Source organism: Pseudomonadota bacterium, assembly GCA_018817425.1.
GTDB lineage: Bacteria > Desulfobacterota > Desulfobacteria > Desulfobacterales > RPRI01 > RPRI01.
This window is the reverse complement of the sequence record JAHITX010000117.1, coordinates 1-23,546: the sequence shown is the minus strand read 5'-3', so window position 1 is coordinate 23,546 and position 23,546 is coordinate 1. Positions and strand designations below refer to the sequence as shown.

The 23,546-nt window shown below is 44.2% G+C and carries 18 protein-coding genes and 2 riboswitches; of the genes, 15 read left to right on the top strand and 3 right to left on the bottom strand.

The genetic code is table 11. The features are described 5' to 3' along the window. Window positions 1-300: 300 nt before the first annotated feature. The 15 genes from KKC46_19665 (at window position 301) to KKC46_19595 (ending at window position 20,111) form a co-directional block, all read left to right on the top strand. A complete protein-coding gene (locus tag KKC46_19665) occupies window positions 301-693 on the top strand; it encodes a DUF2924 domain-containing protein (GenBank protein MBU1056020.1) in 393 nt (130 codons plus the stop codon). Window positions 694-807: 114 nt separating this feature from the next. Further along, window positions 808-1,158 (top strand): hypothetical protein, encoded by a 351-nt coding sequence (locus tag KKC46_19660; protein MBU1056019.1) that lies wholly within the window; start codon window positions 808-810, stop codon window positions 1,156-1,158. Between the two features lies 1 nt (window position 1,159). Then, window positions 1,160-1,366 (top strand): hypothetical protein, encoded by a 207-nt coding sequence (locus KKC46_19655; protein MBU1056018.1) that lies wholly within the window; start codon window positions 1,160-1,162, stop codon window positions 1,364-1,366. Between the two features lie 360 nt (window positions 1,367-1,726). Then, window positions 1,727-2,668, top strand: coding sequence for an alpha/beta hydrolase (locus tag KKC46_19650; protein ID MBU1056017.1), 942 nt, complete (start codon window positions 1,727-1,729; stop codon window positions 2,666-2,668). A 459-nt stretch (window positions 2,669-3,127) separates the two neighbouring features. Next, window positions 3,128-3,314: riboswitch (cobalamin riboswitch) on the top strand. Between the two features lie 237 nt (window positions 3,315-3,551). After that, complete coding sequence (locus KKC46_19645) at window positions 3,552-5,276, top strand: TonB-dependent receptor plug domain-containing protein (protein MBU1056016.1); 1,725 nt, start codon at window positions 3,552-3,554, stop codon at window positions 5,274-5,276. Between the two features lie 12 nt (window positions 5,277-5,288). Continuing rightward, window positions 5,289-7,301, top strand: coding sequence for a putative cobaltochelatase (locus KKC46_19640; GenBank protein ID MBU1056015.1), 2,013 nt, complete (start codon window positions 5,289-5,291; stop codon window positions 7,299-7,301). Beyond that, window positions 7,298-8,332, top strand: coding sequence for an ATP-binding protein (locus KKC46_19635; protein MBU1056014.1), 1,035 nt, complete (start codon window positions 7,298-7,300; stop codon window positions 8,330-8,332). The genes KKC46_19640 and KKC46_19635 overlap by 4 nt, the downstream gene beginning before the upstream one ends. 68 nt (window positions 8,333-8,400) lie before the next feature. Then, a complete protein-coding gene (locus tag KKC46_19630; protein MBU1056013.1) occupies window positions 8,401-9,237 on the top strand; it encodes an ABC transporter ATP-binding protein in 837 nt (278 codons plus the stop codon). Next, complete coding sequence (locus KKC46_19625) at window positions 9,237-9,971, top strand: ABC transporter permease (protein ID MBU1056012.1); 735 nt, start codon at window positions 9,237-9,239, stop codon at window positions 9,969-9,971. The genes KKC46_19630 and KKC46_19625 overlap by 1 nt, the downstream gene beginning before the upstream one ends. A 56-nt stretch (window positions 9,972-10,027) precedes the next feature. Continuing rightward, window positions 10,028-12,037 (top strand): TonB-dependent receptor, encoded by a 2,010-nt coding sequence (locus KKC46_19620; GenBank protein MBU1056011.1) that lies wholly within the window; start codon window positions 10,028-10,030, stop codon window positions 12,035-12,037. A 43-nt stretch (window positions 12,038-12,080) separates the two neighbouring features. Next, the gene (locus KKC46_19615) at window positions 12,081-13,250 is read left to right on the top strand and encodes an adenosylcobinamide amidohydrolase (protein MBU1056010.1); all 1,170 of its coding nucleotides are present in this window, start codon (window positions 12,081-12,083) and stop codon (window positions 13,248-13,250) included. 222 nt (window positions 13,251-13,472) lie between these two features. Beyond that, the gene (locus tag KKC46_19610; protein ID MBU1056009.1) at window positions 13,473-15,515 is read left to right on the top strand and encodes a TonB-dependent receptor; all 2,043 of its coding nucleotides are present in this window, start codon (window positions 13,473-13,475) and stop codon (window positions 15,513-15,515) included. A gap of 93 nt (window positions 15,516-15,608) precedes the next feature. Continuing rightward, window positions 15,609-19,361: a cobaltochelatase subunit CobN gene (locus KKC46_19605; GenBank protein ID MBU1056008.1), complete on the top strand. Its 3,753-nt coding sequence runs from the start codon at window positions 15,609-15,611 to the stop codon at window positions 19,359-19,361. Window positions 19,362-19,394: 33 nt separating this feature from the next. Then, a complete protein-coding gene (cobO, locus tag KKC46_19600) occupies window positions 19,395-19,916 on the top strand; it encodes a cob(I)yrinic acid a,c-diamide adenosyltransferase (protein ID MBU1056007.1) in 522 nt (173 codons plus the stop codon). Window positions 19,917-19,937: 21 nt separating this feature from the next. Continuing rightward, entirely contained in the window at window positions 19,938-20,111 is a 174-nt protein-coding gene (locus KKC46_19595) for a hypothetical protein (protein MBU1056006.1), read from the top strand. Between the two features lie 59 nt (window positions 20,112-20,170). On the opposite strand, the gene KKC46_19590 is transcribed toward KKC46_19595, so the two are convergent. The 3 genes from KKC46_19590 to KKC46_19580 form a co-directional block, all read right to left on the bottom strand. Continuing rightward, on the bottom strand, window positions 20,171-21,271 hold the full coding sequence (locus tag KKC46_19590) for a radical SAM protein (GenBank protein MBU1056005.1): 1,101 nt from the start codon (window positions 21,269-21,271) through the stop codon (window positions 20,171-20,173). Between the two features lie 186 nt (window positions 21,272-21,457). Further along, the gene (locus KKC46_19585; protein MBU1056004.1) at window positions 21,458-21,718 is read right to left on the bottom strand and encodes a hypothetical protein; all 261 of its coding nucleotides are present in this window, start codon (window positions 21,716-21,718) and stop codon (window positions 21,458-21,460) included. Window positions 21,719-21,852: 134 nt separating this feature from the next. Further along, a riboswitch (cobalamin riboswitch) is annotated at window positions 21,853-22,048 on the bottom strand. Between the two features lie 526 nt (window positions 22,049-22,574). Continuing rightward, on the bottom strand, window positions 22,575-23,102 hold the full coding sequence (locus tag KKC46_19580; GenBank protein ID MBU1056003.1) for a hypothetical protein: 528 nt from the start codon (window positions 23,100-23,102) through the stop codon (window positions 22,575-22,577). Window positions 23,103-23,546 lie beyond the last annotated feature (444 nt).

Here is a 23,546-nt window from a genome sequence, read left to right as displayed (position 1 = left end):
TAAAATGGAATTATTTGGATCTGGAGATAGAGAAAGAGAAAAAAGTATCCTGACCAATCCTCTTAAATTTATTCAAACTTAAAACCAATTTATTTTACAAGAACAGTTAAGCATTAAGCAAGCATTCACAAAGTATTTAATGATTTCACCAAATATTACGGCTAATGGATGACGTTCTCGGTAAATCATTAATGATGATTTTTATTAAAATAACGATTTTTTTGTTGACAAAGAAAACTATTTAATCTACTATTTATTCTAATAGCACTATAGTGCTTTTAGATAAAGGAGAGATATTTAATGTATACAATAGAGGTAGATTTCGATGTTTTTAAGGAAATCACTAACCATCGAATAACAGAGGATGTTACCCCTAACGATGTCCTCCGGGAATTATTTGGCCTTCCTCGCACAAAGAATGAAAATATTAGTTCCCAATCCGGTGGTAGACCTTGGGTCACCAAGGGTGTATCATTCCCAAATGGGACAGAGTTTCGAGCCACGTATAAAGGATTAAGCTATAATGGTGTTGTAAAAGATGGGGGGCTTGTCTTGAACGGAGAGAGGTTTTCTTCTCCATCATCTGCAGCAGTATCCATCACCAAAAACGCTGTAAATGGCTGGATTTTTTGGGAATGCAAAATACCAGGTCAAGACAGGTGGATACTAATCAATAGTCTTCGCAAAACGTAAGCATTGTAACCCACTACCATCCGGGTTAATGAGGAAAGCTAAATAGCCTGCTTACGGCTTTTGTAATTAGAATGATCCAAGAGTGGACCCATTTTATGAAAATAGAACAAAAAAATGATCGATAAACATTATCATAATAGACAACCTTCTAAAGTTAAACCATTTTCACCAATTGTGAAAAAAGTTATAATTGTAATCGCAATCATTTGGTTCGCTATTATAATTTTATTTGCAATAACCGAACCTGAAGTTTCGGGATGGGTATATTTTGTTGTGGGCGCTCCTCTATTTGCTATATGTTTGTTGGTAATCTATGTTGTTGGTGGGACAATGGGAAGTATGATTATTGATTGGATAGCCGAGACGTCAGATAGAGAGGTGGTTAAAAGAACCATATTAAATGTTATAAAAATAGCAGCAGCCCTCATTATTATTTATTACCTTCTGCATCTAATCGGAGGTTAAAATGAAAAATCATGGACTTTACAGAAAAAATGAAACTGACAGTTACGCATTGCATTATTTTCCAGACACAAAACAAGCTGAAGCTTTACATCTGATTGTACCACCAATTGGCAGCTATATTGGTACTGGGAAATCTGTTGTTTTTTTGGAAAATATAACAAACGAAGAAGCTCTTGAAAAGCTTAAAGAAGTAATTGACAAACTATGATCCCAGCTAAGTAAGATCAGTCTAATGCGAAAACACCGGGGGAATATTAGGAAGGTATATTAGGCTTTATATTTAAAGTGCTCATCAACAAAAAGCCTGACTCGTCTGCTGTTCTTTCACCAGGCTTCACCGATAAGCTTACGCCTGCAATAGAAAACCCCATCTTCCTTAAAAGCTCCAACATACCTACCCCTTTCCAGTGCAAGAAATCACCATTATATTTTTTCGGATTGTACGGACCGGTTAACGGAATGATTCTTATCTTATTTCATTTAAGCGTGTTTTTACCATTACGCGCCTTAACGTTATGGGGTATGACATTTTGAATTTCAGAAAAGAAATTCGAAAAAAGGATAATATATGAAAACAAGAATATTCATCGCTGCAATGCTTTTGTTTGCAACCTGCAATCTTTATGCAGCAGAATCAGAAAAAACCGTAATGCTTCAGACTGATACCGGAACATTGGAAGGAACACTTCTCGTTCCCAACACAAGCAAAAAAATTCCTGCAGCTCTGATTATTGCCGGTTCAGGCCCAACGGACAGAGACGGCAATAATCCGGCTATGACAAATAATTCGTTAAAAATGCTGGCTGTAGAATTGTCAAAAAAAGAAATTGCATCCTTAAGATATGATAAACGGGGAATTGGGGAAAGTAAAATTGCTGCCTGTAAAGAAGAAGATTTACGTTTTGAGCACTACATATCCGATGCACAGGGCTGGATTGAATTTCTCAAAAAAGACAAACGATTTAAACAGATTATAATCATTGGACACAGCGAGGGTTCTTTATTGGGCATGATTGTATCTCAGAAAATTAATGTTGATAAATTCATCTCTATTGCAGGCTCCGGCCGGTCTGCGGATAAATCCCTTAAAGAACAACTCAAGTCACAGCCGCCTGAAATTTTGGAAATGTCTTTGCCAATCATTGATAAACTTGTCCAGGGCAAAACTGTAAGTGATGTTCATCCGATATTATATTCATTGTTTCGCCCAAGCGTACAACCATATATGATTTCCTGGTTTAAATATGATCCGGCCCAGGAAATAGCCAAACTCAAGATCCCTGTGCTGATTATTCAAGGTTCAACAGATATTCAGGTGAGTAAAAATGATGCCGAAATGCTTGCCAAAGCAAATCAAAAAGCCGAAATAAGGATAATCGAAGGTATGAATCACATATTCAAGAAGGCAGAATTGGATCGGATGAAGAATATCCAAACCTATAATCAACCCCAATTGCCTGTAATGCCGGAATTGATTGAATCTATCGTTGGGTTTATTGATAACAAGTAAAACCATGAAATATGGCAAGTATTTGGATCACGTCGTATAAGGATTACTGAAACAAGAAAGCATATGATAGCCTGTTTGGATTAAATTCACCAAAATTACTGTCAGGGTAACCGCATTTGGATTTTATTTTATTCTCTATTTGATTTCTATCCGTAAAACACGGATTCTATTGATGGCACCATTTTTATCATTCCAAAATTGCCCAATTGAGTGCCTTTACATGGCGGCATATAAAATGCCGCCCTACTATTTTTGTAAAATAAAAGTGATTACCGTAGGGCGGGGTTTTATACCCCGCCACAAAACTTCCGTATGCCGGATCAAGTCCGATATGACACCTAAATTATAAAAATGCATGTTTAAAGACTTTCTTTAATTGGATCTGAAAATATATTAATTCTAAATGCGGTTACCCTGAAATTACTGTTTTTTCTTCTTGACTTTTATATTTTATAAATATATCGAATAACCTGTTTAGGTGCTTTTATCAAAAAGCAAAATAGGGAACCTCGTGAAAATCGGGGACGGACCCGCCGCTGTGTTCGGGGACGAAAGCTGCATGATGCCACTGGCCGAAAGGCCGGGAAGGCGCAGCCGGTAGGATGATCCGAAAGTCAGAAGACCTGCCTGAACATATTGGGTAACGGCTACGTGGACGGCGTCGAACCTCATTTTTGCATCTGAGATAAAAAAGGGTAATCCCGGATCGATTTTTTTCGATCCGGGATTTTTTTTTGGTTCTGATAGTCCTCCAAGATTGTGCTTTTGCATAAAAGCTTACATATGCAAGGGTTCATGGCCAACAAGATAAAATAAGCCGTTACCTGTTTGAAATAACCACGGAATTATTTGGTTATCAAATTTTAATACAGGTCACGTTGATATGAACCTTATACATAAAACAACTCGGATCGGATGCATTTGCCGGATATTTGTCTTGCTTTTCATTCCCATCGCTCTTTATGCCGAAGATGCCGACACCATTATTCTTACAGCCAAAGAGATCCGTGAAACACAGGCTTTAAAGATGGCTGATGTGCTTAACAATGTACCCGGCATCAAGGCCGGAGATTCATCAGTCAGTATACATGGTTCATACAAGGTCAAAGTTTTCGTGGACGGACGGCCTATTAATGACCCCACTTCAAGCTACGGCGGGATAAACTGGGACATAATCTCGCCTGATGAAGTAAAACAAATAGAAATTTTACGCGGTAAAGGCGGATTAAGATATGGTCAGGATGCCGCAGGCGGAGTTATACTGATCACAACTAAAAGTCTCCAACGTCAAACCCTAAATATAAAGACCTACGGCGGGAACAATGATACCGCATATGCGTATGCCAACCTGCAGATGACTACCGGCAACTGGGCATTAGGCATTACCGGCGCCGCTGAAGATACTGACGGATACAAGATAAACAATGACAAAAAACAGCGGCAGACAGGCGCAAAAATAGCCTATATCATAGATGACGTTAAAAACCTTTCTCTCTCGGCTGATTATCTGGAAGACGACAGAGGCTTAAGCGGGCTACCGGAATATCCTACTCCTTTTTCACGCAAATCAACCCATACTACCAACCTGTCACTTCAAGGCTGCTATAATAATTTGACCAGCACATCTTTCTTCAATGATGGAAGTAATCACAACACCGACCACAGCAGAAATTTGAACCAGAAATTGCGCGTTTTGGAATGGGGTGAAAATCTTACTGCAACAATAGTCACAAAAGATTGGGTCGAGTCGATTTTAGGCGGCGGCTATCGTATGGGAAAGGCCAATAGCACTAGCTTCGATAATAAAAGAGAAGAGACTTACTCGGCATTTGTCTCCCAATCTCTCAAATGGCTAAAATATTCATTTGAAATGACCCTGGGGCTGAGGGCTGATATCAACTCGGCATTCGACGATGCAATCAATCCCGAAATCAAAGCGACTTATAAGAATACTCACTGGCGGATAACCACAGCCTATGGCCGCTCCAACAATACTCCTTCGTTCCATCAGCGTTATAACCGGACAAGCTCCACACTCCCAAATCCAAACCTTTCAATGGAAACGTCCGATAACTATAGTATAGCATTTTTTATTGAGCCGTATGATTTTGTATCCGGCAGTATTTCACTTTTCTACAACTGTCTGAGCGACCGTATTACCTATGTGACAGATGATTACGGTATGGGGAGTTATCAGAATTTCAACAAGGTTACTTATAAGGGTGGCGATCTTGCCCTTGCCTGGCGGCCTTGCAAGTGGCTGAATATAAAAAGCGGCTATACCTATATGGAAGCTAAAGATAAACAAAGCGGCCTCTGGATTCCGGCAAAGGCCAAACACCAGGCCAATCTGGATTTCTACTGCAATCCGACAGATATGCTTTCCATAGTATTAAGCAATAAATATACTTCCAAAGTCTTTCGTAATAAAAATAACACCAAAACCGTGCCCGAATACTCTATCACTGATCTTAGGGCCGAATATGCATTTAAACGATTCAGTCTTTTTACCAAAATCAATAACATATTTGATAAAAACTATTATTATGCCGACGGCCTCCTGGCACCGCCTCTTAGCTGGATAGTCGGCATAAACGTAAAAATATAGGTATTTAATTACATGTATAACAACATTTACCCTCTGGCCGCTATAGTAAGCCAGGAAACGCTTAAAAAAAGCCTGATGATCGGAGTAGTCAATCCGGCCGTAGGCGGCTTGTTGATAAGGGGAGAAAAAGGAACAGCCAAATCAACTGCCGTGCGCGCCCTTGCCGATATACTGCCGGAAATCAGCATTGTGGAAAGCTGCACGTTTTCCTGCAACCCGGATAAACAAAATGAATTATGCCCCGAATGCCGGCAAAAATATCCTCACTTGCCGGTTACACGCCGCAAGGTTCGGATGGTAAATCTGCCGCTTAATGCCACCGAAGATCGTGTAGCAGGAGGTATCGACTTTTCCCTTGCGGTAAAGCATGGCCGCCGTGAACTGTCCCCCGGACTACTTGCCGATGCCCATCGGGGAATACTTTATGTGGATGAAGTAAATCTGCTTGATGACCATATTGTAGATATCATCCTGGATTCAGCGGCATCCGGTGAAAACCGGCTGGAACGTGAAGGCATCTCTTTTCGCCATCTTTCACATTTCATGCTGGTGGGAACCATGAACCCCGAAGAGGGTGAACTGCGCCCACAACTTCTTGACCGCTTTGGCCTTTGTGTTGAAGTAATTGGCGCTCAAGCACCGGATGAACGGGTTCGCCTGATGGAATGCCGCGATGCCTTCGATCTGGACCAAGCAACATTTATAAAAAGCTATCAATCCCAAAGCGAAGTACTTGCCCGGCAAATAGAAGGTGCTCGCAGACTGCTTCCCCAGGTGCATACAAGCCGTCACCTGCGGGGTTTTATCACCCAATTGTGCTCTGAAAATCATGTGGCGGGTCACCGTGCCGACCTTGTGCTGGAACAGGCTGCACGGGCTCTGGCAGCCCTTGAAATGAAAACCGATGTCACCGTGGATCATATTCGCATGGCGGCACCCATGGTGTTGATCCATCGGCGCAGGGATGTACAACAGCCACCGCCACCACCACCGCCTAAAGATCCTGAATCCGGGCAAGATGAAGAATCACAGCAGGAAACATCTCCCGATGAAAAACAACCTGATGATAACAGGCAAAATGAAACACCGGCCAACTCAAATGGAACGCAACCTGAACAACAGGCTGGCGATACCCAATCCGCGCCTTCTTCAAAAAAGCCTGAAAGCCTTAATAAAGAAGACCAAATCTTTGAAATAGGCAGCACCTTCAAAGTAAAAAACTTCTCAGCTCCCAAAGACCGGATATTCCGGCGTGGATCAGGACGGCGTTCACGCACACGGATCTCCCAAAAGCAGGGCCGTTACGTTAAAAGCTGTATGAATGACAAAAATGCGGATATCGCTCTGGACGCAACCTTACGGGCTGCCGCACCCTACCAAAAACAGCGTAAAAACGGAAATGGTCTATGCATAATCCTTACCGCCAATGATATTCGTAACAAGATCCGTGAAAAACGCATCGGCAATTTTCTGCTTTTCGCAGTTGATGCCAGCGGCTCAATGGGTGCTCGCGGTCGAATGGCAGCTTCCAAAGGCGCCATCATGTCATTGTTACTCGATGCCTATCAGAAGAGGGATCGGGTCGCTATGATCTCTTTTCGGCGTGATGAAGCCGTAGTCAATCTTCCACCAACCACATCAGTTGAAATGGCCGGAAAAATGCTGGCAGAAATGCCGGTGGGCGGACGCACCCCCCTATCGGCCGGTCTTGCCAAAACATACGAACAGGTAAGAAATATACTTATCAAAGATCCCACAACGCGGCCAATAGTAATTTTGATTACAGACGGCAAAGGAAATGTGGCCATTGGTGATCAGAAGCCGGTTGATGAAGCATTACGACTGGCCGAGGCTATGAGCCGGGATGAACGCACCCAATTTATAATCGTGGACACGGAAGAAGCCGGACTGGTTTCCTTTGGACTGGCAAACCACCTGGCAGCCGCAATGCATGCCAAATATTTTAAAATCGATGATCTCAAAGCCCAATCTCTTGTAGATATTGTGAAAGGACAACAATCATGAAAACAACTCCCATTTTCCCATTTACCGCCATCGTGGGTCAGGAAAAAATGAAACTATCCCTGATCCTAAATGTTATTAATCCCGGACTCTCAGGCGTACTTATCCGCGGAGAAAAAGGCACTGCCAAGTCAACAGCCGTTCGTGCTCTGGCTGATATTCTGCCGGAAATCGAGGTCTTTCAGGATGATCCGTTTCAACTCGCGCCCCATGAGGAAAGCGATATCTATCTTGAAATCTCCCGCGCATTAAATCCGCAGGGTGACCGGCAGAATAATTTTCCTGACATTATCCGGCGAAAGGTACGGGTGATAGAATTGCCTGTCGGAGCCACAGAAGACCGTGTTGTCGGCACCCTTGATCTTGAACATGCCCTTAAAAAGGGTGAAAAGCGCATAGAGCCTGGACTGTTGGCGGCAGCCCATCGCGGTATCCTCTATGTGGATGAAGTCAACTTGTTAGATGATCATGTTGTGGACGTACTGCTGGATTCTGCGGCTATGGGAGTCAACACTATCGAACGTGAAGGAGTGTCTTTCTCCCATCCGTCCCGTTTCACCCTGGTGGGAACCATGAATCCCGAAGAGGGTGAACTCCGTCCGCAATTGCTGGATCGATTCGGTTTATGCGTTACGATAGAAGGAATTACAACAGCAGATGAACGGGTTGCTGTAATGGAGAGAAGAGCCGCATTTGATGAATCTCCGGAAGACTTTGTGCGCCGGTATGAATCCGAATGCAAAAAATTAGCTGAGCGCATTTTACAGGCCAGATCAATCTACTCAAAAGTAACGGTAAAAAAAGACCTGCTTTACGAAATCGCCCAGTATTGCCTTAATGTTGGAATAGACGGACATCGCGGAGACATCATCATTTTGAAAACCGCCAAGACCTTAGCTGCCTATGAAGGCCGCACAGAGGTCAGCTCCGGAGACATTCAAACTGCCGCAGAAATGGCCCTTCCCCACCGGGTGCGCCGCCAGCCTCTTATGGAAATAGCAAATAACGTACAGATGTTAAGCAAACAACAGTAAAAGCCCGGTAATGCCGGGCGCTGATAATAAAACGATTTTGATGATGACAACCTAACTTAAGGGAAGAAATGATCCGCATAGAAAATTTACAAAAAACATACGGTAAAACCAATGCGCTGGCAGGAATCAATCTAAAAGTGCCTCAAGGTGAGCTTTTCGCCTATCTGGGGCCAAATGGGGCAGGCAAAACCACCACCATCAGGATCCTGACAGGTCTTACCAGACTGAGCCGGGGTACGGCGTCACTAAACAATAACGATATACAAACCCAATCCAGAGCGGCAAAACGCCAGTGCGGATTGGTGCCCCAGCATATCAATCTGGACAGCGAACTAAGCGTTTATGAAAATCTTGATATCCACGGACGTCTGTTTAGCATGAAGCCGGATGTACGCAAAGCCAAAATCACTGAACTGCTGACCTACGTGGAACTTCAGGACCGAAGCAACAGCCTTGTCAAGCAATTATCAGGAGGTATGAAGCGGCGTGTGATGATTGCACGCGCCCTGATGCACAACCCTAAGATTCTCTTTCTGGATGAACCAACAGTAGGGCTGGACGCCAATATCCGGCGACGCATTTGGGCCTTGATAAAAAAAATCCGGCAGGACGGGGCCACCATTTTTCTTACCACCCATTACATAGAAGAAGCGGAGTTCCTGGCTGATCGGGTGGCCTTTTTGGATAATGGCAGTATTGTGGCAATTGATTCACCTGTTAATCTTATGGCCGGTTTGGGTAACTGGGCTATGGATTGGCTAAACGATGAGGGAATGCAAACAACATATTTCCCAAACAGGGAGGCGGCCCGTGAATCGGCTGCAACCAGGGATAACGGATTTACATTGCGGCGGGTCAATCTGGAAGATGCCTTTTTGTCGCTGACCGGAAAGAAGGTGCAATAATGCAGGGGTTTATTGCAGTTTATCTGCGCGAGATTCTGATTTTAAAACGCCGTCTAAAGCGTCAATTAGCAGGCATGGCTATATCGCCATTGCTTTATTTGATTGCTCTCGGATATGCCATGGGTGGCTCTGCAACTTTTGACGGACACACCTACCTTGAGTTTCTGATTCCGGGACTGGTTGCCATGACAAGCATGACTCAATCTTTTAGTATTGCCACGGATATTAATGTGGCGCGCTTTTACTGGTACATCTTCGAAGAGTTTCAGTCATCTCCCATCAGCAATGTAAGCTACGTAGCCGGTGAGGTGCTGGCCGGTATGACAAGAGCACTGATTGCTACAGGCATACTTCTGGGTTTGAGCCTCCTTTTCGGTGTAACACTGCATTATGGACCCCTCTTCTGGCTGGCGATATTACTCAACAGTTTTGTTTTCGCCTCTCTGGCAGTCGGTTTGGCCATGCTTGTCAAATCCCATGCAGACCAGAGTCTGTTAACAAGCTTTATTATAACACCCATGGCCTTTCTGGGCGGTACTTTCTTTCCCCTGGATCGCTTGCCGCAATGGGCGCAGACACTTCTTGCCGGATTACCGCTGACTCACGCATCCCATGCTATCCGGGCATGTGCTTTTGGTCAGACCCCGAACTGGCAGTCATTTCTAGTGCTGGCTATAGCCGGTTTGGTTTTCTTTATTTTAGCTATTAACACAGTAAACAGAGCAAGAGATTAAAGCAAAAGATGACATATTATAAATACAGTATAAAGAACAGGAGACAGGAGAAGGAAATGAATTGGAAGTTATTTTTGGCAGCAGTAATCATGGCGCTAATCCTTTGGCTCCCTGCCTTTGCGGAAGAATCGGAATCTGTTGAAAAAATAGATGAAGTAATTGTTAAATCAACTAAAATCGAACGAAAACCGGAACACATGACAGATTCGGTTACGGTTATTAGTGAAGAAGATATCAAGCTTCAAAGTTTTACGGACATGACGGAAATCTTGCGCTTTACTCCCAGCGTTGAATTCAAACAGGCCGGGGGACCGGGGCAGTTTAGTTACCCCAAAATGCGCGGATACGGACAGGGACATTTTCTTGTTCTTGTTAACGGCATGAAGATCAACGAAGCATATAGCGCAGGCATTGGTAATTTTATCGGGCAACTGGATACCAAATTACTGCAATCCGTGGAGGTTCTCCGGGGGCCACAGGCCGCTCTTTACGGTTCTGATACAACCGCCGGTATCATTTCTTTTACGACCATCGGGGGCAAACCCGGCAAACATATAAATGCGGGTGCAGAATACGGCTCATTGAACTGGAAAAAAGGATACAGCTCCATAAGGGGCGGAACGGTCATCTGGGATTACGCTTTCGGCGTTGCTTATACCGACAGCAACGGAGTGCATGACGATGAATACTACAGAAATTTTTCACCAACATTTAAATTAGGATGGCATCCGGATACAATCGATATAGAACTTGCTTATTTGTATGTTAAAAGCGAGTTTCAGGCGGCAGAACTGAATGAGCCATCCAATACCCTGAACAGTCGCTCGGAACACTGGTCTTTTCAGACACCGGACCCAAATAACGCCAATGAATACAAACACCAAATTGCCACACTCAATGCCTCTCATCAGATCAATGATTATTTTCGTCACAAATTACTTCTGGGCTGGTTTGAAAAAGAGCATTACCGAAACGACCGTGACGACGGTCTTTTAGGATACGAGTCGGCACCGTTTAATAATTTTACCTTCGATGGCGTTACTTACAATGCCGGTGAAGCGGTACCGATTTATGATGAGGGTACCGGTGAGGCGTATGGTTACGATAACAGGAACCTGATGGCGGACTATAATTTGATATGGGACAGCCGTTTGGGTGATCTTGGTTCCAATTCCACTCTCTTCGGACTTGAGTATTATTACCAGGAAGGCGGGAAATGGGGCCGATACGGGGATGTGGATTCAAATAACTATAACTACTCGTTTTACATCAATGACCAGTTGCTGCTACTTAAGGAGGCATTAGTTCTGTCGGCCGGTCTGCGTCGCGATGAGCATGAAGCCTATGGCACCCAAACAACCGGTAAAATAGGTTCAGCCTACACTTTTTTCAATATGGGAACAACCTTGTTTACCAACTACGGCACCAGTTTTCGAGCGCCCACATTTTCCAATCTCTATGATCCGTCATACGGCAACGAAGATATTGATCCGGAAACCGGTTGGACAGTTGAAGGCGGACTCCGCCAGGAACTGATGAACGGTCGCATTGATGCTGAGGTAACTTATTGGTATTCGGAGTTAGATGACGTAATCGTCTTTGACTATACTATTCCCAACTCGAAACGCCCATCGGGTTTCGGTGAATACGGAAATCGTGATTCAGCTGAAACCAGCGGTGTGGAATTTGCGTTTGGCGCCCATATTACCGACCACATCAATCTAAAAGGAAACTACACTTATACAAACTCTAATAGTGAAAATGATGGAGAAAGATTTAGAACCGTGCAAATCGCAAGAAACAAAGGCAATCTTTCGCTGTCTTATGTAACGGATGAATATGCTTTCGGTGTAACGGGATATTACTCTGGCCCGCGGCTTCGCTGGAAAGGTGATATTGAGATGAAAGAGTATTATCGGGTGGATCTCTTCGGACGTTATGAAATTCTTAAGGGGGTAAATCTGTATGGACGAATCGAAAATCTGACGGATGAAGATATTGAAGAAGGTCTTGGTTATGAACAACCAGGTTTTTACGGCATCATAGGCATTGAATATTTGATGTAAAACTAATTTTATATTTTTGAAAAAGGATTGGAAGAAAAAGATCATGCTGATTGAAACATATTACGACGGAGTGGAAATTCACCGAGAAGAAAAAATTATCTACGCCGATTTTCTCCTCCCCCATCAGGTGCTTTCCACCTGTCGTTCGGCCGGCGGGTTTCAAACCGGGCTTAAATATATATACAACCATCAAAGTTGTGAACCCGCCGGCCATAACAGTATGATGGCTAACAAATTATGGCGAAATCCTGTTGCTTACAGGCAACGAACGTGTGAACCATACGGCCTGCCCGCAGAAAGCTGTGCCACTATGGGAACAGCTGCTAATATGAATAACGCTGCTTTGATATCTGAAAAATTTCGTGATTTACAGGTAGTGGCTGTTTGCACCGGCGGTGTGGAAAGCAATGCAGGACGGGCAGGCGATCCGGCTTCGGTATTCGAAAGCGCCGATGGTTTTGAACCCATAAAGCCTGCCGAATCTGTGCCGGGTCCGGGCACTATAAACAGCATGATTTTCATTAATAAACCGCTGATTCCCGGCGCTATGGCCCGAGTTATAATGACCGCAACCGAAGCCAAGACTGCGGCATTGCAGGAGCTGGCTGTCAACTCTCGATACTCGGACGGACCTGCCACCGGCACGGGAACAGATCAGATTATCGTTGCTGCGATGCAAAATGATATTCCGCCACTGACAAGCGCCGGTAAACACTCCAAGTTGGGAGAGCTAATCGGACACACCGTATTGATGGCAGTCAAACAGACTTTAGCCAACCAGAACAATCTGACACCGGCCGGTCAATGCTCGGCAAAGATCCATCTGGAGCGTTTCGGAGTAAACCGTGACGGTTTGCAAAACGCTATTTGCCGTTTCCTAAGCAAAGAACAAGCACTGCTGCTGCGCAATAATTTTACTGAAATCGAGCGCGACCCGCTTACAGTAGCTGCTGTTGCCGCCATGACCCATCTTAAGGATAAATTTGCATGGAAAATTCTACCTGCCTCATGCTGGTCTGAAATAATGGGAACCTATGCAGCACAGATCGCCTGTGCTGTGAGCGGTGATTATAAGCAAATGACAGCATACCGGGAAAAACTTAGCCTCACACAAACTGAAAACAATAACCCGGCATTTATTGATTTGTCCAGCCGCGCTATAGCTTTGGGTTTTGCAAACAAATGGGAAAAACCATTAGGCGAAAGGGGGTGATAAAAAAACATTAAACATATAAGCCGTCTGTCGCTATGCACAGACCATGACCTGTGAATAGCGATAACAGGGAATCACTTACAAACAGTGACGAACCTGCGGCTACCTCTCTGCCCTGCCCGCAATCGCGGGCAGGGAACCCGAGGGTTATTTATTCCTCACACCACAAAATATTAAATCAATTACAATTATTAAAATTGTTGGAGGAAACGAAGAAGCAATATGAAAAATATTACGAAAATGAGTTTAAAATCACTATTACTTGTATTGAGCTTTTTACTGATTAATGGACTTTCGGCAGCAGCAGAAGTTGAAAACAAAAAAACCATAGATGAAATGGTGGTCACAGGAACACGATCAAAGGAGCGTCTTATAGATGTGCCTGTAACCACGGAAGTAATCACACGGGAAAAAATCGAGATGTCGGGAGCCGTCGATATCGGCGATCTTGTCGGTAAATATATCACCGGCCACTACCACAAATATAATGGCCTTTTAAGTCCTGTGGGTCTGAGGGGATTTCGCACTGAATCCCATGGCGACGATGTCAAAGGATATGTTTTGCTTCTTATCGACGGCCACCGTATCGGAACCGGAAATGCTGCTAAAATCAATCTGGACCGTATCGAACGCGTGGAAGTAACCAAAGGGCCTGCATCGGCTCTCTATGGTTCGGCAGCCATGGGGGGGGTCATCAATCTGATTACAAAAAAAGGAGAAGGGGATCTTTCCGGAAAAATAAGCGGAGACTACGGCAGCTTCAGTTATTACAAAGGTGAACTGGCAGGAGGCGGGGAAGTTAATGATAATTTTCGCTTCTATCTCTCCACTTCATATGAAGATATTGACGATTACGACGACCCCGAATTCGGGACAGTGTATAATACCGGCCTGACAAAAAAAATTATCGGCGGAAATCTTGTCTACATGTTCAATGATTCCCATGAGCTAAGATTAGGAGGCAACTATGCCGACCTTGCCAGTGAATCACCCTCATGGGAAAACGGCACCTACTCGAACTATGTCAGGAATAACAAAAAACACAATGACAAAAGCCATGGTTATTCAGATTTGGAATACAACGGAGATTTTTTTGGGGGCCAAGTCCATATACGGAGTTTGGGATACTATCTGTGGGATCGTAATCACTGGAATTACGGATACCCTGTTGCCAAAGATCTCCAGAGCAAATATACGGATACCACATGGGGCACCGACCACCTGTTTACCTGGAATATGACAACCTGGAACAAGCTGCTTTTAGGATGCACTTTTGAATGGATGGAAAAAGAATCTGAGGCAGTATCCGGCGGCTTGCCGTCTACACCTTACACGCCTGGAATGGAATACGATACCAAGGCACTTTTTTTACAGGACTCCCTGGATCTATGGAACAACCGTATCAATTTAATTGCCGCTGTCCGATATGATCGTTTTGATGTTAAAACGACCAGACCTGAGACCGGTTATCTTGCAAATTTCATCGGAAAGGAAGAAGACTACGACAACATTTCCCCGAAAGTGGGTATAGGTATCAAATTCTTCGACGAACTGCTGCGGGTTCGGGCCAATGTGGGCGAGGGATTTAAATCGCCTTCTGCTGATCAGCTCTCCGCTGATTATGTCCACTCCACTACCGGTGTGCACTATGTTGGAAATCCGGATCTGGACCCTGAAACCAATCTGACCTATGATGTAGGCTTTGATATTTTTCACGACCTGTTTACTTTAAAGGTCGGGTATTTCCATTCGGACTATGAAGATAAGATTGTTCAGATCTCTAGTACAATTAACGGCAGCCCTGTCCAAACTTATGCAAATCACGGAAATGCCATAATGGAAGGTATTGATATCAACGTTGAATGGTGGGTCGGTCAAACCTTTCAGTTTCCTTTTGATATGACTTTGTGGTCCAACATCACATTCAATACAAACTATGAAGATAAAGAAACAGATACTGATTTGACTTATATATCCGATTATGAAGTAAAAAGCGGTCTTGATCTGAAATATAGAAACTTCAGCTCACAGCTAAACTATGTCCTGGTGGGACCTCAAGTGATCCAGAATTGGGATAACTGGCCTGCAACCGAAGAAGGAAAAAGCCACTTTGATTTCTGGGACCTGACCATGCGTTACAAGATAAAGGAGCATTGGGAAGTCAGAGGTAGTGTATTTAATCTTTTTGATGACCGGGTTGAATGGACACGCGGCTATCCCATGGCGGAACGTAATTTCCGTGTAGGTTTTTCTTATAAATTTTAAGCCAACGGCAAAGCCGTATTCTGAATAAAGCCGACTACGGCTTTGCCAGGTTTAAAATTTTATAAACAAGCGTGAAAACGAGGTTTAAAAAAAATGAGAATACTATACATCCATAGCCAAATGTTTCACCGCCGGACATGGCTGCGAACAGTCAACCGGTTGTTTCATGACGGCATTGAGTTGTCATTTACCGACCAGATGTCGGCCCTTGAGATACTTAAAAGCCGGGACAAGAAAGAATATTTTGACATGATGATCGCCGAGCTTATGTTAGGAGTGCCCGGCTTTGAACAACTTATAGCCTACAGCCGGAGGATCGAACACCGCATAGGCATATCCCCGGAGATTCCATCCGATTTTACTACTTTTCCGACTGCTACAGCAAACGAATTCAAGCGATATTTGTGCAAGGTCTCTTTGATCAACTACGTCAACGGAATCCGGTTTCTTGCAGCACAGGCCGGTATGTCCGTGTCTTTTGAATCACGGACTTCAGTGCGTACCACAGGAATTTACCATCCCCATGCTTTGGAACCTTTCGATGACCCGGATAAATATAGGACATGGCTTTCCGGTCGCCTCAAGGATAAAAGCCCCCCATGGATAGGCTTACTCTTTTATTACAGCCAGCTGGCTGAAGAAAACACCGCTGATATTGATGCCGTAATTCAAGGTTTGGAGTCACATGGTCTTGCTCCGTTATGTGTGTTTTGCGCCGGTGTGGATGAAACGGAAAACGAAGATTTCAAAATACCTCTTTGGTTAAGCTTTTTCCGGCAGGCACCAGGCATTGATGTACTACTCAACATGACGGCTGGCCGATTGCTTAAAAAACCTGAACAGAATTTTCTTCTGGAGTTGCTGGATGTACCTATTATACAGTTGCTTCGCTCCCACAGCCAGGCACCGGACCAGTGGCACAATGACCCCCAAGGACTCCCTGCACTTACTACTGTCTATAGTCTCGCCCAGCCTGAAACATGCGGGGTTATCACCCCGGTTCTGATAGCGGGCAGCAGGCAGGAAGGTTCCCATGGCAAGGGTATCGGGTATCTTCCTTTCATGCCCATTGAAGAGCGAATCCTAACTCTCTGTTGCAGGCTAAAGCGCTGGATTCGGTTACAACGCCTGGCCAACCGGGAAAAGCAAATCACCTTTGTTTTGCATAACAACCCATGCAAGGGGGCGGAAGCAACAGTTGGTATGGCAATGGGTTTAGATACTTTCGAAAGCCTGGCACTGGTTTTAAAAGCAATGAAAGCCGCCGGATATGACGTTGGACAAGCTCCGCATTGTGGCCGTGACATATTAAATGAAATTATGAGCCGTAAGGCTACAACTGAATTTCGTTGGACCACTGTAGACGAAATTATAAACAAGGGCGGCGCACTATATAAAATGGACTCAAAAGAGTATAAATACTGGTTTGATAATATTCCCGAATCTTCCCGCCGCAAGGTTTTTACCGATTGGGACGTGTTTCCCGGTAAGGGCATGGTTTATAATGACAATGGAGAAGATGTTCTGGTGATAACAGGCATTCAATACGGTAATATCCGTATCATTGCTCAACCAAAGCGGGGTTGCTATGGCGCAAAATGCACTGGTGAAGTTTGCCGGATTTTACATGATCCTCTGCTGTCACCGCCGCATCATTGGTTGGCCACATACAAATATATCCGGGATAACTCGGATGCGGTAGTACATTTCGGCACCGAAGGATCACTTGAATTTTTACCCGGCAAACAAACAGGTCTTTGTGATACCTGTTTTTCCGAAATCTCCATCGGAGATCTGCCCAATCTTTATGTTTATATCATGGATGCCACCGGTGAGGGCCTGATTGCCAAACGACGCGGACAAGCAGTTCTTGTAGATCATCTGACGCCTGTATATCGACCTGCGCCTATGGATGAAAAGACCTGCCGTTTGGAGGCTCTTTTGGAGCAATACCACAAAGCTCACCAGATGGGTGAAATTGGTCGCAAAGAAGTTATAGGAACAGAACTTATACCGCTTCTGCTGGAACTGCACATTGTTGACTCAGTTCCACAATCTCAGGATCTGATGAACATTGCTACTATGGCACGCCAACAGATTACACTTGCAAGACAGGCTTTGATGCCGGAAGGACTGCATCTGCTGGGAAAACCACCCGACAGCGGGGCCGTGGGCCGCCTTTTGGCTACCATGCTTCGGACATCGCCTCCTGATCTGCCGGACATCGCAACAATAGCTGGCTGGTTGCAAAAAAAAGACTCTTCATCTTATGATTCGGCGGCAGAATTACTTGACCAACTTGCTTCAGGCAGGGAGTCAGATACATCATCACCGGATATTGAACCACTTCGCAACTTTTGCCGGAATACGGCAAAACAACTCAAACATTGTGATCATGAAATCACGAACCTGTTGGCCGGAATGGAAGGCCGTTATATACCTCCGGGTTTGAGCGGTTCCCTTAGCCGGAGCCGTATTGATTTGTTGCCGACAGGGCGTAATTTCTTTGCCACTGATGTAACTGCTTTGCCAACACAAGCAGCCTGGGCCATAGGCCGGCAGATGGCGGACAAACTGTTGTGTAAGTTTCTGAATGAGGAAAATCGTTTCCCGGAAAGCATAGGCATAAACATTTGGAGCACCGATGCTTTTAAATCAGACGGCGAACTGTTATGCCAGATTCTCTATTTGATGGGCGCACATCCTTTATGGCACCCCTCCGGACTTATCCGTGAAGTAGAGGCCATCCCTTTGGATGAATTAATCCTGAACCGGCCGCAAGGCCAACCCATACCACGGCCCCGTGTAGATGTAACAGTTCAGACTTCATCTATTATGCGCGATATGGTTCCCAACTTTTGCGAGCTGATAGATCGTGCTGTAGTTACACTCAGTTTTTTAGACGAACCCGAAGATCGCAACTTCATCCGCAAACATACCAGGCAGGAAATGGACAAACTGCGTGAACAGACCGAAGATGAGATCTTAGAATCTAAAATAAGGCGATTGGCCACCTTAAGAATCTTTTCTTCAGCCCCGGGCGCTTATGGCCTGGGGGTAGGACTGGCGCTGGATGCCTCAGCATGGAATGATGCCGTCGATCTGGCCGAGGTTTATATAAATGGGGGCGGGTTTGCTTACGGCTTTAACGACCTGAACACCGAGGTATACGGCATGCAGTCCAAACAAATGTTTGCCGAACAACTGGCCCGCATCGACGTAGCTTACATGAAACAGTCCTCAGCAGAATATGATCTTTTAGACTGCGGATGCTACGCTGTCTGCCAGGGCGGTATGGCCGCAGCTTCCGCCACTGTGGGGAAACATCCCCCTCGGCTCTACTGGGGCGACAGCACCTTGCCTGAAAACGCAGATGTTCGAGACTTAGGCCAGGAAATACAGAAAACAGCCAGAGCTAAACTGCTCAATCAGGCCTGGATCGACCAGTTAAAACATCACGGCTACCAAGGAGCCCAGATTGTGGCAGGACAAGTCAATACACTGTTTAAATGGAGTGCCACAACGAATCTTGTTCCCAAAGGCATGTTTGAATCTGTAACGGAAAAATATATTCTTAATGAAATAAACAGCGAATGGTTGCGAGAAAATAATCCCTACGCTCTTGAAGAAATCACACGGCGGTTGCTTGAAGCTGCTTCCAGAGGACTATGGGAAGCCGATGCCGATAAGCTTTCGGCTGTACAGGCAACAGCTCTGGAAATCGAAGGATATATGGAAGAGATAATGGGAGAGGTGCAAGAAGATTTTCAAGGCAATAAGGTGGAGGTCTTAACTGTATCGGATGTGGAAAAGTGGGAAGTGGACTGGAAAATCGGTGAACGTTAAAATTAAGGAATATGGAAACATAAGGAATCATATATGAGAAAAGGATTACTTATTGTCAATACAGGAAACGGCAAGGGAAAAACAACTGCTGCTTTGGGAATGGCAATGCGAGCTGCCGGTCATGGCATGAAGGTATGTTTTATACAGTTTATCAAAGGCAGTTGGAAATATGGCGAAATGGAATCTGTAAAACGATTCAAAAACATAATTGACTTTCATGTAATGGGTAATGGATTTACCTGGAAGTCGGATGATATTGAAAAAGATAAAGCCGCAGCAAGGATAGCGTGGGAATTCGCTTGTGAGACCATGTTATCAGATCACTATGATATGGTTGTACTAGATGAGTTCACCTATTTGTTACTATATAAAATGATATCTTTAGATCCTGTACTGAAAGTTTTTGCAAACAGAACCGCAAACATGCATGTTGTAATAACCGGCCGGGAAGCACCTCGGGCTCTACTGGATGCTGCCGATATGGTAACTGAGATGGGTGCAATCAAGCATCCTTTAAAGTCCGGCATAATAGCACAAAAAGGCATCGAGTTTTAAATTTGAAAATGGGAGGTAAAAATGTATCTTTATTGGCGCATACAACAAGATTTGGACTGTATGGGAGAAGTACTTCAGTTTCATGATCCCAGTTTTATACGATGTTTCAGGCAATGGGTAAGCCGTAATTCTGCCGGTATAGCTCTCGCAGAAGATATGGATTATCAACAATTTTATTGGCCTTGTCTGAACTGATAAATGAATTAATGCCAGTTTAAGCGCTTTCATATTTTTTACCTGTTAGCCATTTTTGCTCATCCTTTTTCTATTTGCCATAGAGCATGATACAGATCACATACCTGTGTCGGGTTTTCTTGTTGATTGTAAAATAAGCGGCTGGGACAATCACCGGGACATATTTTCTCAAGATCACAAGAGTTACACAAAGCGCCATGCGGTTTAAAATTACTCAGTGTTTTTAAGTTTTCGAATCGCGGTTCCCAAACTGTTCCGGCAAAAAACCGCGAATCACCCAGTGTTTGACCGCAGGGAAAGATCTTGCCATCGGGCTGCACTGCAATGCTTTCTCCAAGGCAGGCGTGACAAAAAACGGAACACTTTTGATTTTTAGCAGTCAAAAGCAAATCGCGTTCACGTAGGCGAATAGGAACTGATCTTCGCTCATTAACGCCATCCAGAGCAGCCACCATTTTTTGCAATCCATTTGTTAAGATATGCTTGTCCGCCGGTGCTACGAACGCAGAATCCTTCGCGCGCCCTTTGTTTATCAGCAGATCTAAACCGATACCCCGAACGCAGGCAAATCCTGCCACGGCCAGCACCAGGCTGTCTAAAAAGGCCGCATTGGCTTGTGTTACCACCGTAGTAACATTAAAGGGAATACCCGCAGCTTCCAATCTCTGTAAGCCCTGAAAAGTTTCGGATGCCATACCACGCTGCAAGTGCTGGATCGGAGGCGGGCCGTCCAGGCTGACTCCAACCTGAAATGAATGAGCCTTTAATATATCCAGCAGATCAGATGAAAGGCAGGTGGTATTGGTCTGAACACCCATACTGCCACAGCGTCCGGTATCACTCGCCAGAATGGCTGCCCTTTCAATCAGTTCAGGTACCAGGGTAGCTTCTCCACCTGTAAGCTGAAGATGAAACCTTTGTTCTCCGGCAACAACCAATGACATAGCTTGCTGCATCACTTTCGCAGTCATGTCCGGCGCAGAGCAAGATTCGCCATAGTAGCAATAACTACATTGCAGGTTGCAGCGCATGGTCAGAACCAAAATAAGATAACGTATGGGCATGAAATCAACAATTTCAATTACAATCTTTTTTGTATCGAGTGCTTCCCCAACTTCAAGATAATTCCGTTTTACAATCTCATTACGGTCAATGTGCATAACATTTTGAGGATGGTTTTTTTACATATTCGGAAAGCCACTCGGCAGTAGTATAGATTGTCCCAAATTTATAAACCACAGCAGTATCCGTATCCGTATCCGTATCGTGTTTTACATAAATTATATTTACCAAACAATCTAAAACAAGCTGCAATCGTTAGATAATTTGGACAATCACTATATTAATTATCCGCACAATCTAAGTTCACGACCTGTTAATCTTAGCTCCGAATGGCTGACAAGTTCACAGGTCATGCAGACAATCCTGTTCATTCCTCTTGCTGTGAGCACCCAACAGGCATCCATAACATCAAAATGGCCCTCTTTTGAAGAAACAACTTCCACTCTATCCGCATTAATCTTTAAGTTCTTGACTGCCTGGACCAAATCAAAATTTGTTTCTGATGTTTGATCTCCCACCATACAAACAATTACACCAGTTTTCATCACATCTTCTCCCAATTAAAAGATTTATATCCAGGCCCGCCAATGCACAAAAAAAATCCCCGAACCGAAATTAATCGATCCGGGGATGTCCCTTATTTATCCTCAGAATCCTTGATGCGCTCTCTTGTCCGTAGAAAACACGCAAATATTCAGGCAGGTCTTCTGGCTCTCGGATCATCCATCAGGCTGCGCCTTCCCATCACAATATTATGTGACAGTGACATCTTACAGCCTTTGTCCCCGATTACAGCGGCGGGCCCGCCCCCGATTCACACGGGGTTCCCTATTCCGGCGGGGTGTAAAACCCCCGCCCTACATCGCATTACGTAGGGCGGCATTTCACATGCCGCCATATTCTAAAAAGCACCTGAATATATATGTACCTCTTTAATAAGAATTAATGAAGTATTTTGTCAAGACAATTCTTTAATGGCAAACTCCATTGTTATTTCTCCTTTTTTTCACCGTTGAGCCACTTTCAAAACGTTTCAGTTTGGTCAAGTTCAAGGTGGGTGATAATTTTAACCGCAGGAATACATGGAGTATTTCGAGGATTAAAATTTTCACCCAACGCAGAGATCGGCCGAAATGGAACGTTTTGAAACTGGCTCCGTTATTTCAACATTCCCATGTCATACTCAGCTCCGATTTTCCTGTAATCTTTTTTCATGTCAGCGTACACCGGCTTTCCCACCATGAAAGCATAAATCTCATCTATTTTTTTCTCCAAATCAATATCTGTAAATGCTTTTGGAGCATGGTTCGACTATCAATCGAACTTTCTGCATTACCTTAAGGCACCATTAAATTTGGTTCACTGCTAAAATTGAAGATAAATAATAGAAGTCTCATTCGGCTATACTTTATAAATCTTTTTTGTCCGTAACCCAATTAGAGCTGCTATCCCTGAACCTAATAACCATAATGTACCTGGAATTGGGACAGATGCCGCATATATTATAGTTTCGAAGTCATAGCCTCCGCTGGAGGGAAACAACTCCCACATGGATAATTCTGCCAAATTAGGGACATTGAAATTAACACCGTTTATACCATTAACAAGTACATAGTCTAATGAAATTGGTATAAAATCATCAAACGAAAGTTCAGGATATCCGTTGAAGTCTATATCATTGGTTTCGTCAAAAAACTGACTGTAAAAAGAAAACATAACCGATAATCCGCCTGTTGGATTTATCCCTTCATCGCCATTATTTATAAGCTTATCGTCATAAGAAAAGCTACCAGTTCCAATGTACCCCGTGAAAGGGCCATCCCATACAGTGCCCCAGAATGTTTTTGTTACTGAAGCAGATTGAGCCATCACAGGTATTCCAACCAGTATTAAAACTGCTATTAATATGGATAAATACTTATTCTTCATACCTTCCTCCTTTTTCTTGTACAATTTATAAAATTACTTCTACCAATAATAAACAACTATTACATTTCGCGCCTCCTTATTTTTTGATTTCGCCATCGAGATAGAACGGCCAGTTACCCGACCGCCCTCTCACACATCCCTGCATGCGGTTCTCCCGCACAAGGCTCCTCGGTATTGTTCGATTCGTACAAAAATTGCTATTCCCTACAGTGAGGTTTGCATATGTTTATCAACCTGTCTTATCTGCATATGTTTCCTTTGCGGGCTGCACAATACCGTCATCCCCTTCCCCTTATAATCGGCGTTACCGTCTCAGAGTACTATGAGATTATCTGGCTCCCTTAATGCCCTTCTTTTGGTTGAAACATCCTACCTTTAAGTTCAAGGAGGCCGAAAGGGTCTCCCAAGTTCCTGGTACTTCTCTCACTGCATGCCACGCTCTTG

Coding starts and splice junctions, on each gene's coding strand:
- cobO (MBU1056007.1), top strand. CDS start 19,395: ATGAGAAAAGGATTACTTATTGTCAATACAGGAAACGGCAAGGGAAAA.
- KKC46_19610 (MBU1056009.1), top strand. CDS start 13,473: ATGAAAAATATTACGAAAATGAGTTTAAAATCACTATTACTTGTATTG.
- KKC46_19585 (MBU1056004.1), bottom strand. CDS start 21,718: ATGAAAACTGGTGTAATTGTTTGTATGGTGGGAGATCAAACATCAGAA.
- KKC46_19615 (MBU1056010.1), top strand. CDS start 12,081: ATGCTGATTGAAACATATTACGACGGAGTGGAAATTCACCGAGAAGAA.
- KKC46_19580 (MBU1056003.1), bottom strand. CDS start 23,102: ATGAAGAATAAGTATTTATCCATATTAATAGCAGTTTTAATACTGGTT.
- KKC46_19665 (MBU1056020.1), top strand. CDS start 301: ATGTATACAATAGAGGTAGATTTCGATGTTTTTAAGGAAATCACTAAC.
- KKC46_19635 (MBU1056014.1), top strand. CDS start 7,298: ATGAAAACAACTCCCATTTTCCCATTTACCGCCATCGTGGGTCAGGAA.
- KKC46_19620 (MBU1056011.1), top strand. CDS start 10,028: ATGAATTGGAAGTTATTTTTGGCAGCAGTAATCATGGCGCTAATCCTT.
- KKC46_19650 (MBU1056017.1), top strand. CDS start 1,727: ATGAAAACAAGAATATTCATCGCTGCAATGCTTTTGTTTGCAACCTGC.
- KKC46_19625 (MBU1056012.1), top strand. CDS start 9,237: ATGCAGGGGTTTATTGCAGTTTATCTGCGCGAGATTCTGATTTTAAAA.
- KKC46_19595 (MBU1056006.1), top strand. CDS start 19,938: ATGTATCTTTATTGGCGCATACAACAAGATTTGGACTGTATGGGAGAA.
- KKC46_19645 (MBU1056016.1), top strand. CDS start 3,552: ATGAACCTTATACATAAAACAACTCGGATCGGATGCATTTGCCGGATA.
- KKC46_19590 (MBU1056005.1), bottom strand. CDS start 21,271: ATGCACATTGACCGTAATGAGATTGTAAAACGGAATTATCTTGAAGTT.
- KKC46_19640 (MBU1056015.1), top strand. CDS start 5,289: ATGTATAACAACATTTACCCTCTGGCCGCTATAGTAAGCCAGGAAACG.
- KKC46_19660 (MBU1056019.1), top strand. CDS start 808: ATGATCGATAAACATTATCATAATAGACAACCTTCTAAAGTTAAACCA.
- KKC46_19605 (MBU1056008.1), top strand. CDS start 15,609: ATGAGAATACTATACATCCATAGCCAAATGTTTCACCGCCGGACATGG.
- KKC46_19630 (MBU1056013.1), top strand. CDS start 8,401: ATGATCCGCATAGAAAATTTACAAAAAACATACGGTAAAACCAATGCG.
- KKC46_19655 (MBU1056018.1), top strand. CDS start 1,160: ATGAAAAATCATGGACTTTACAGAAAAAATGAAACTGACAGTTACGCA.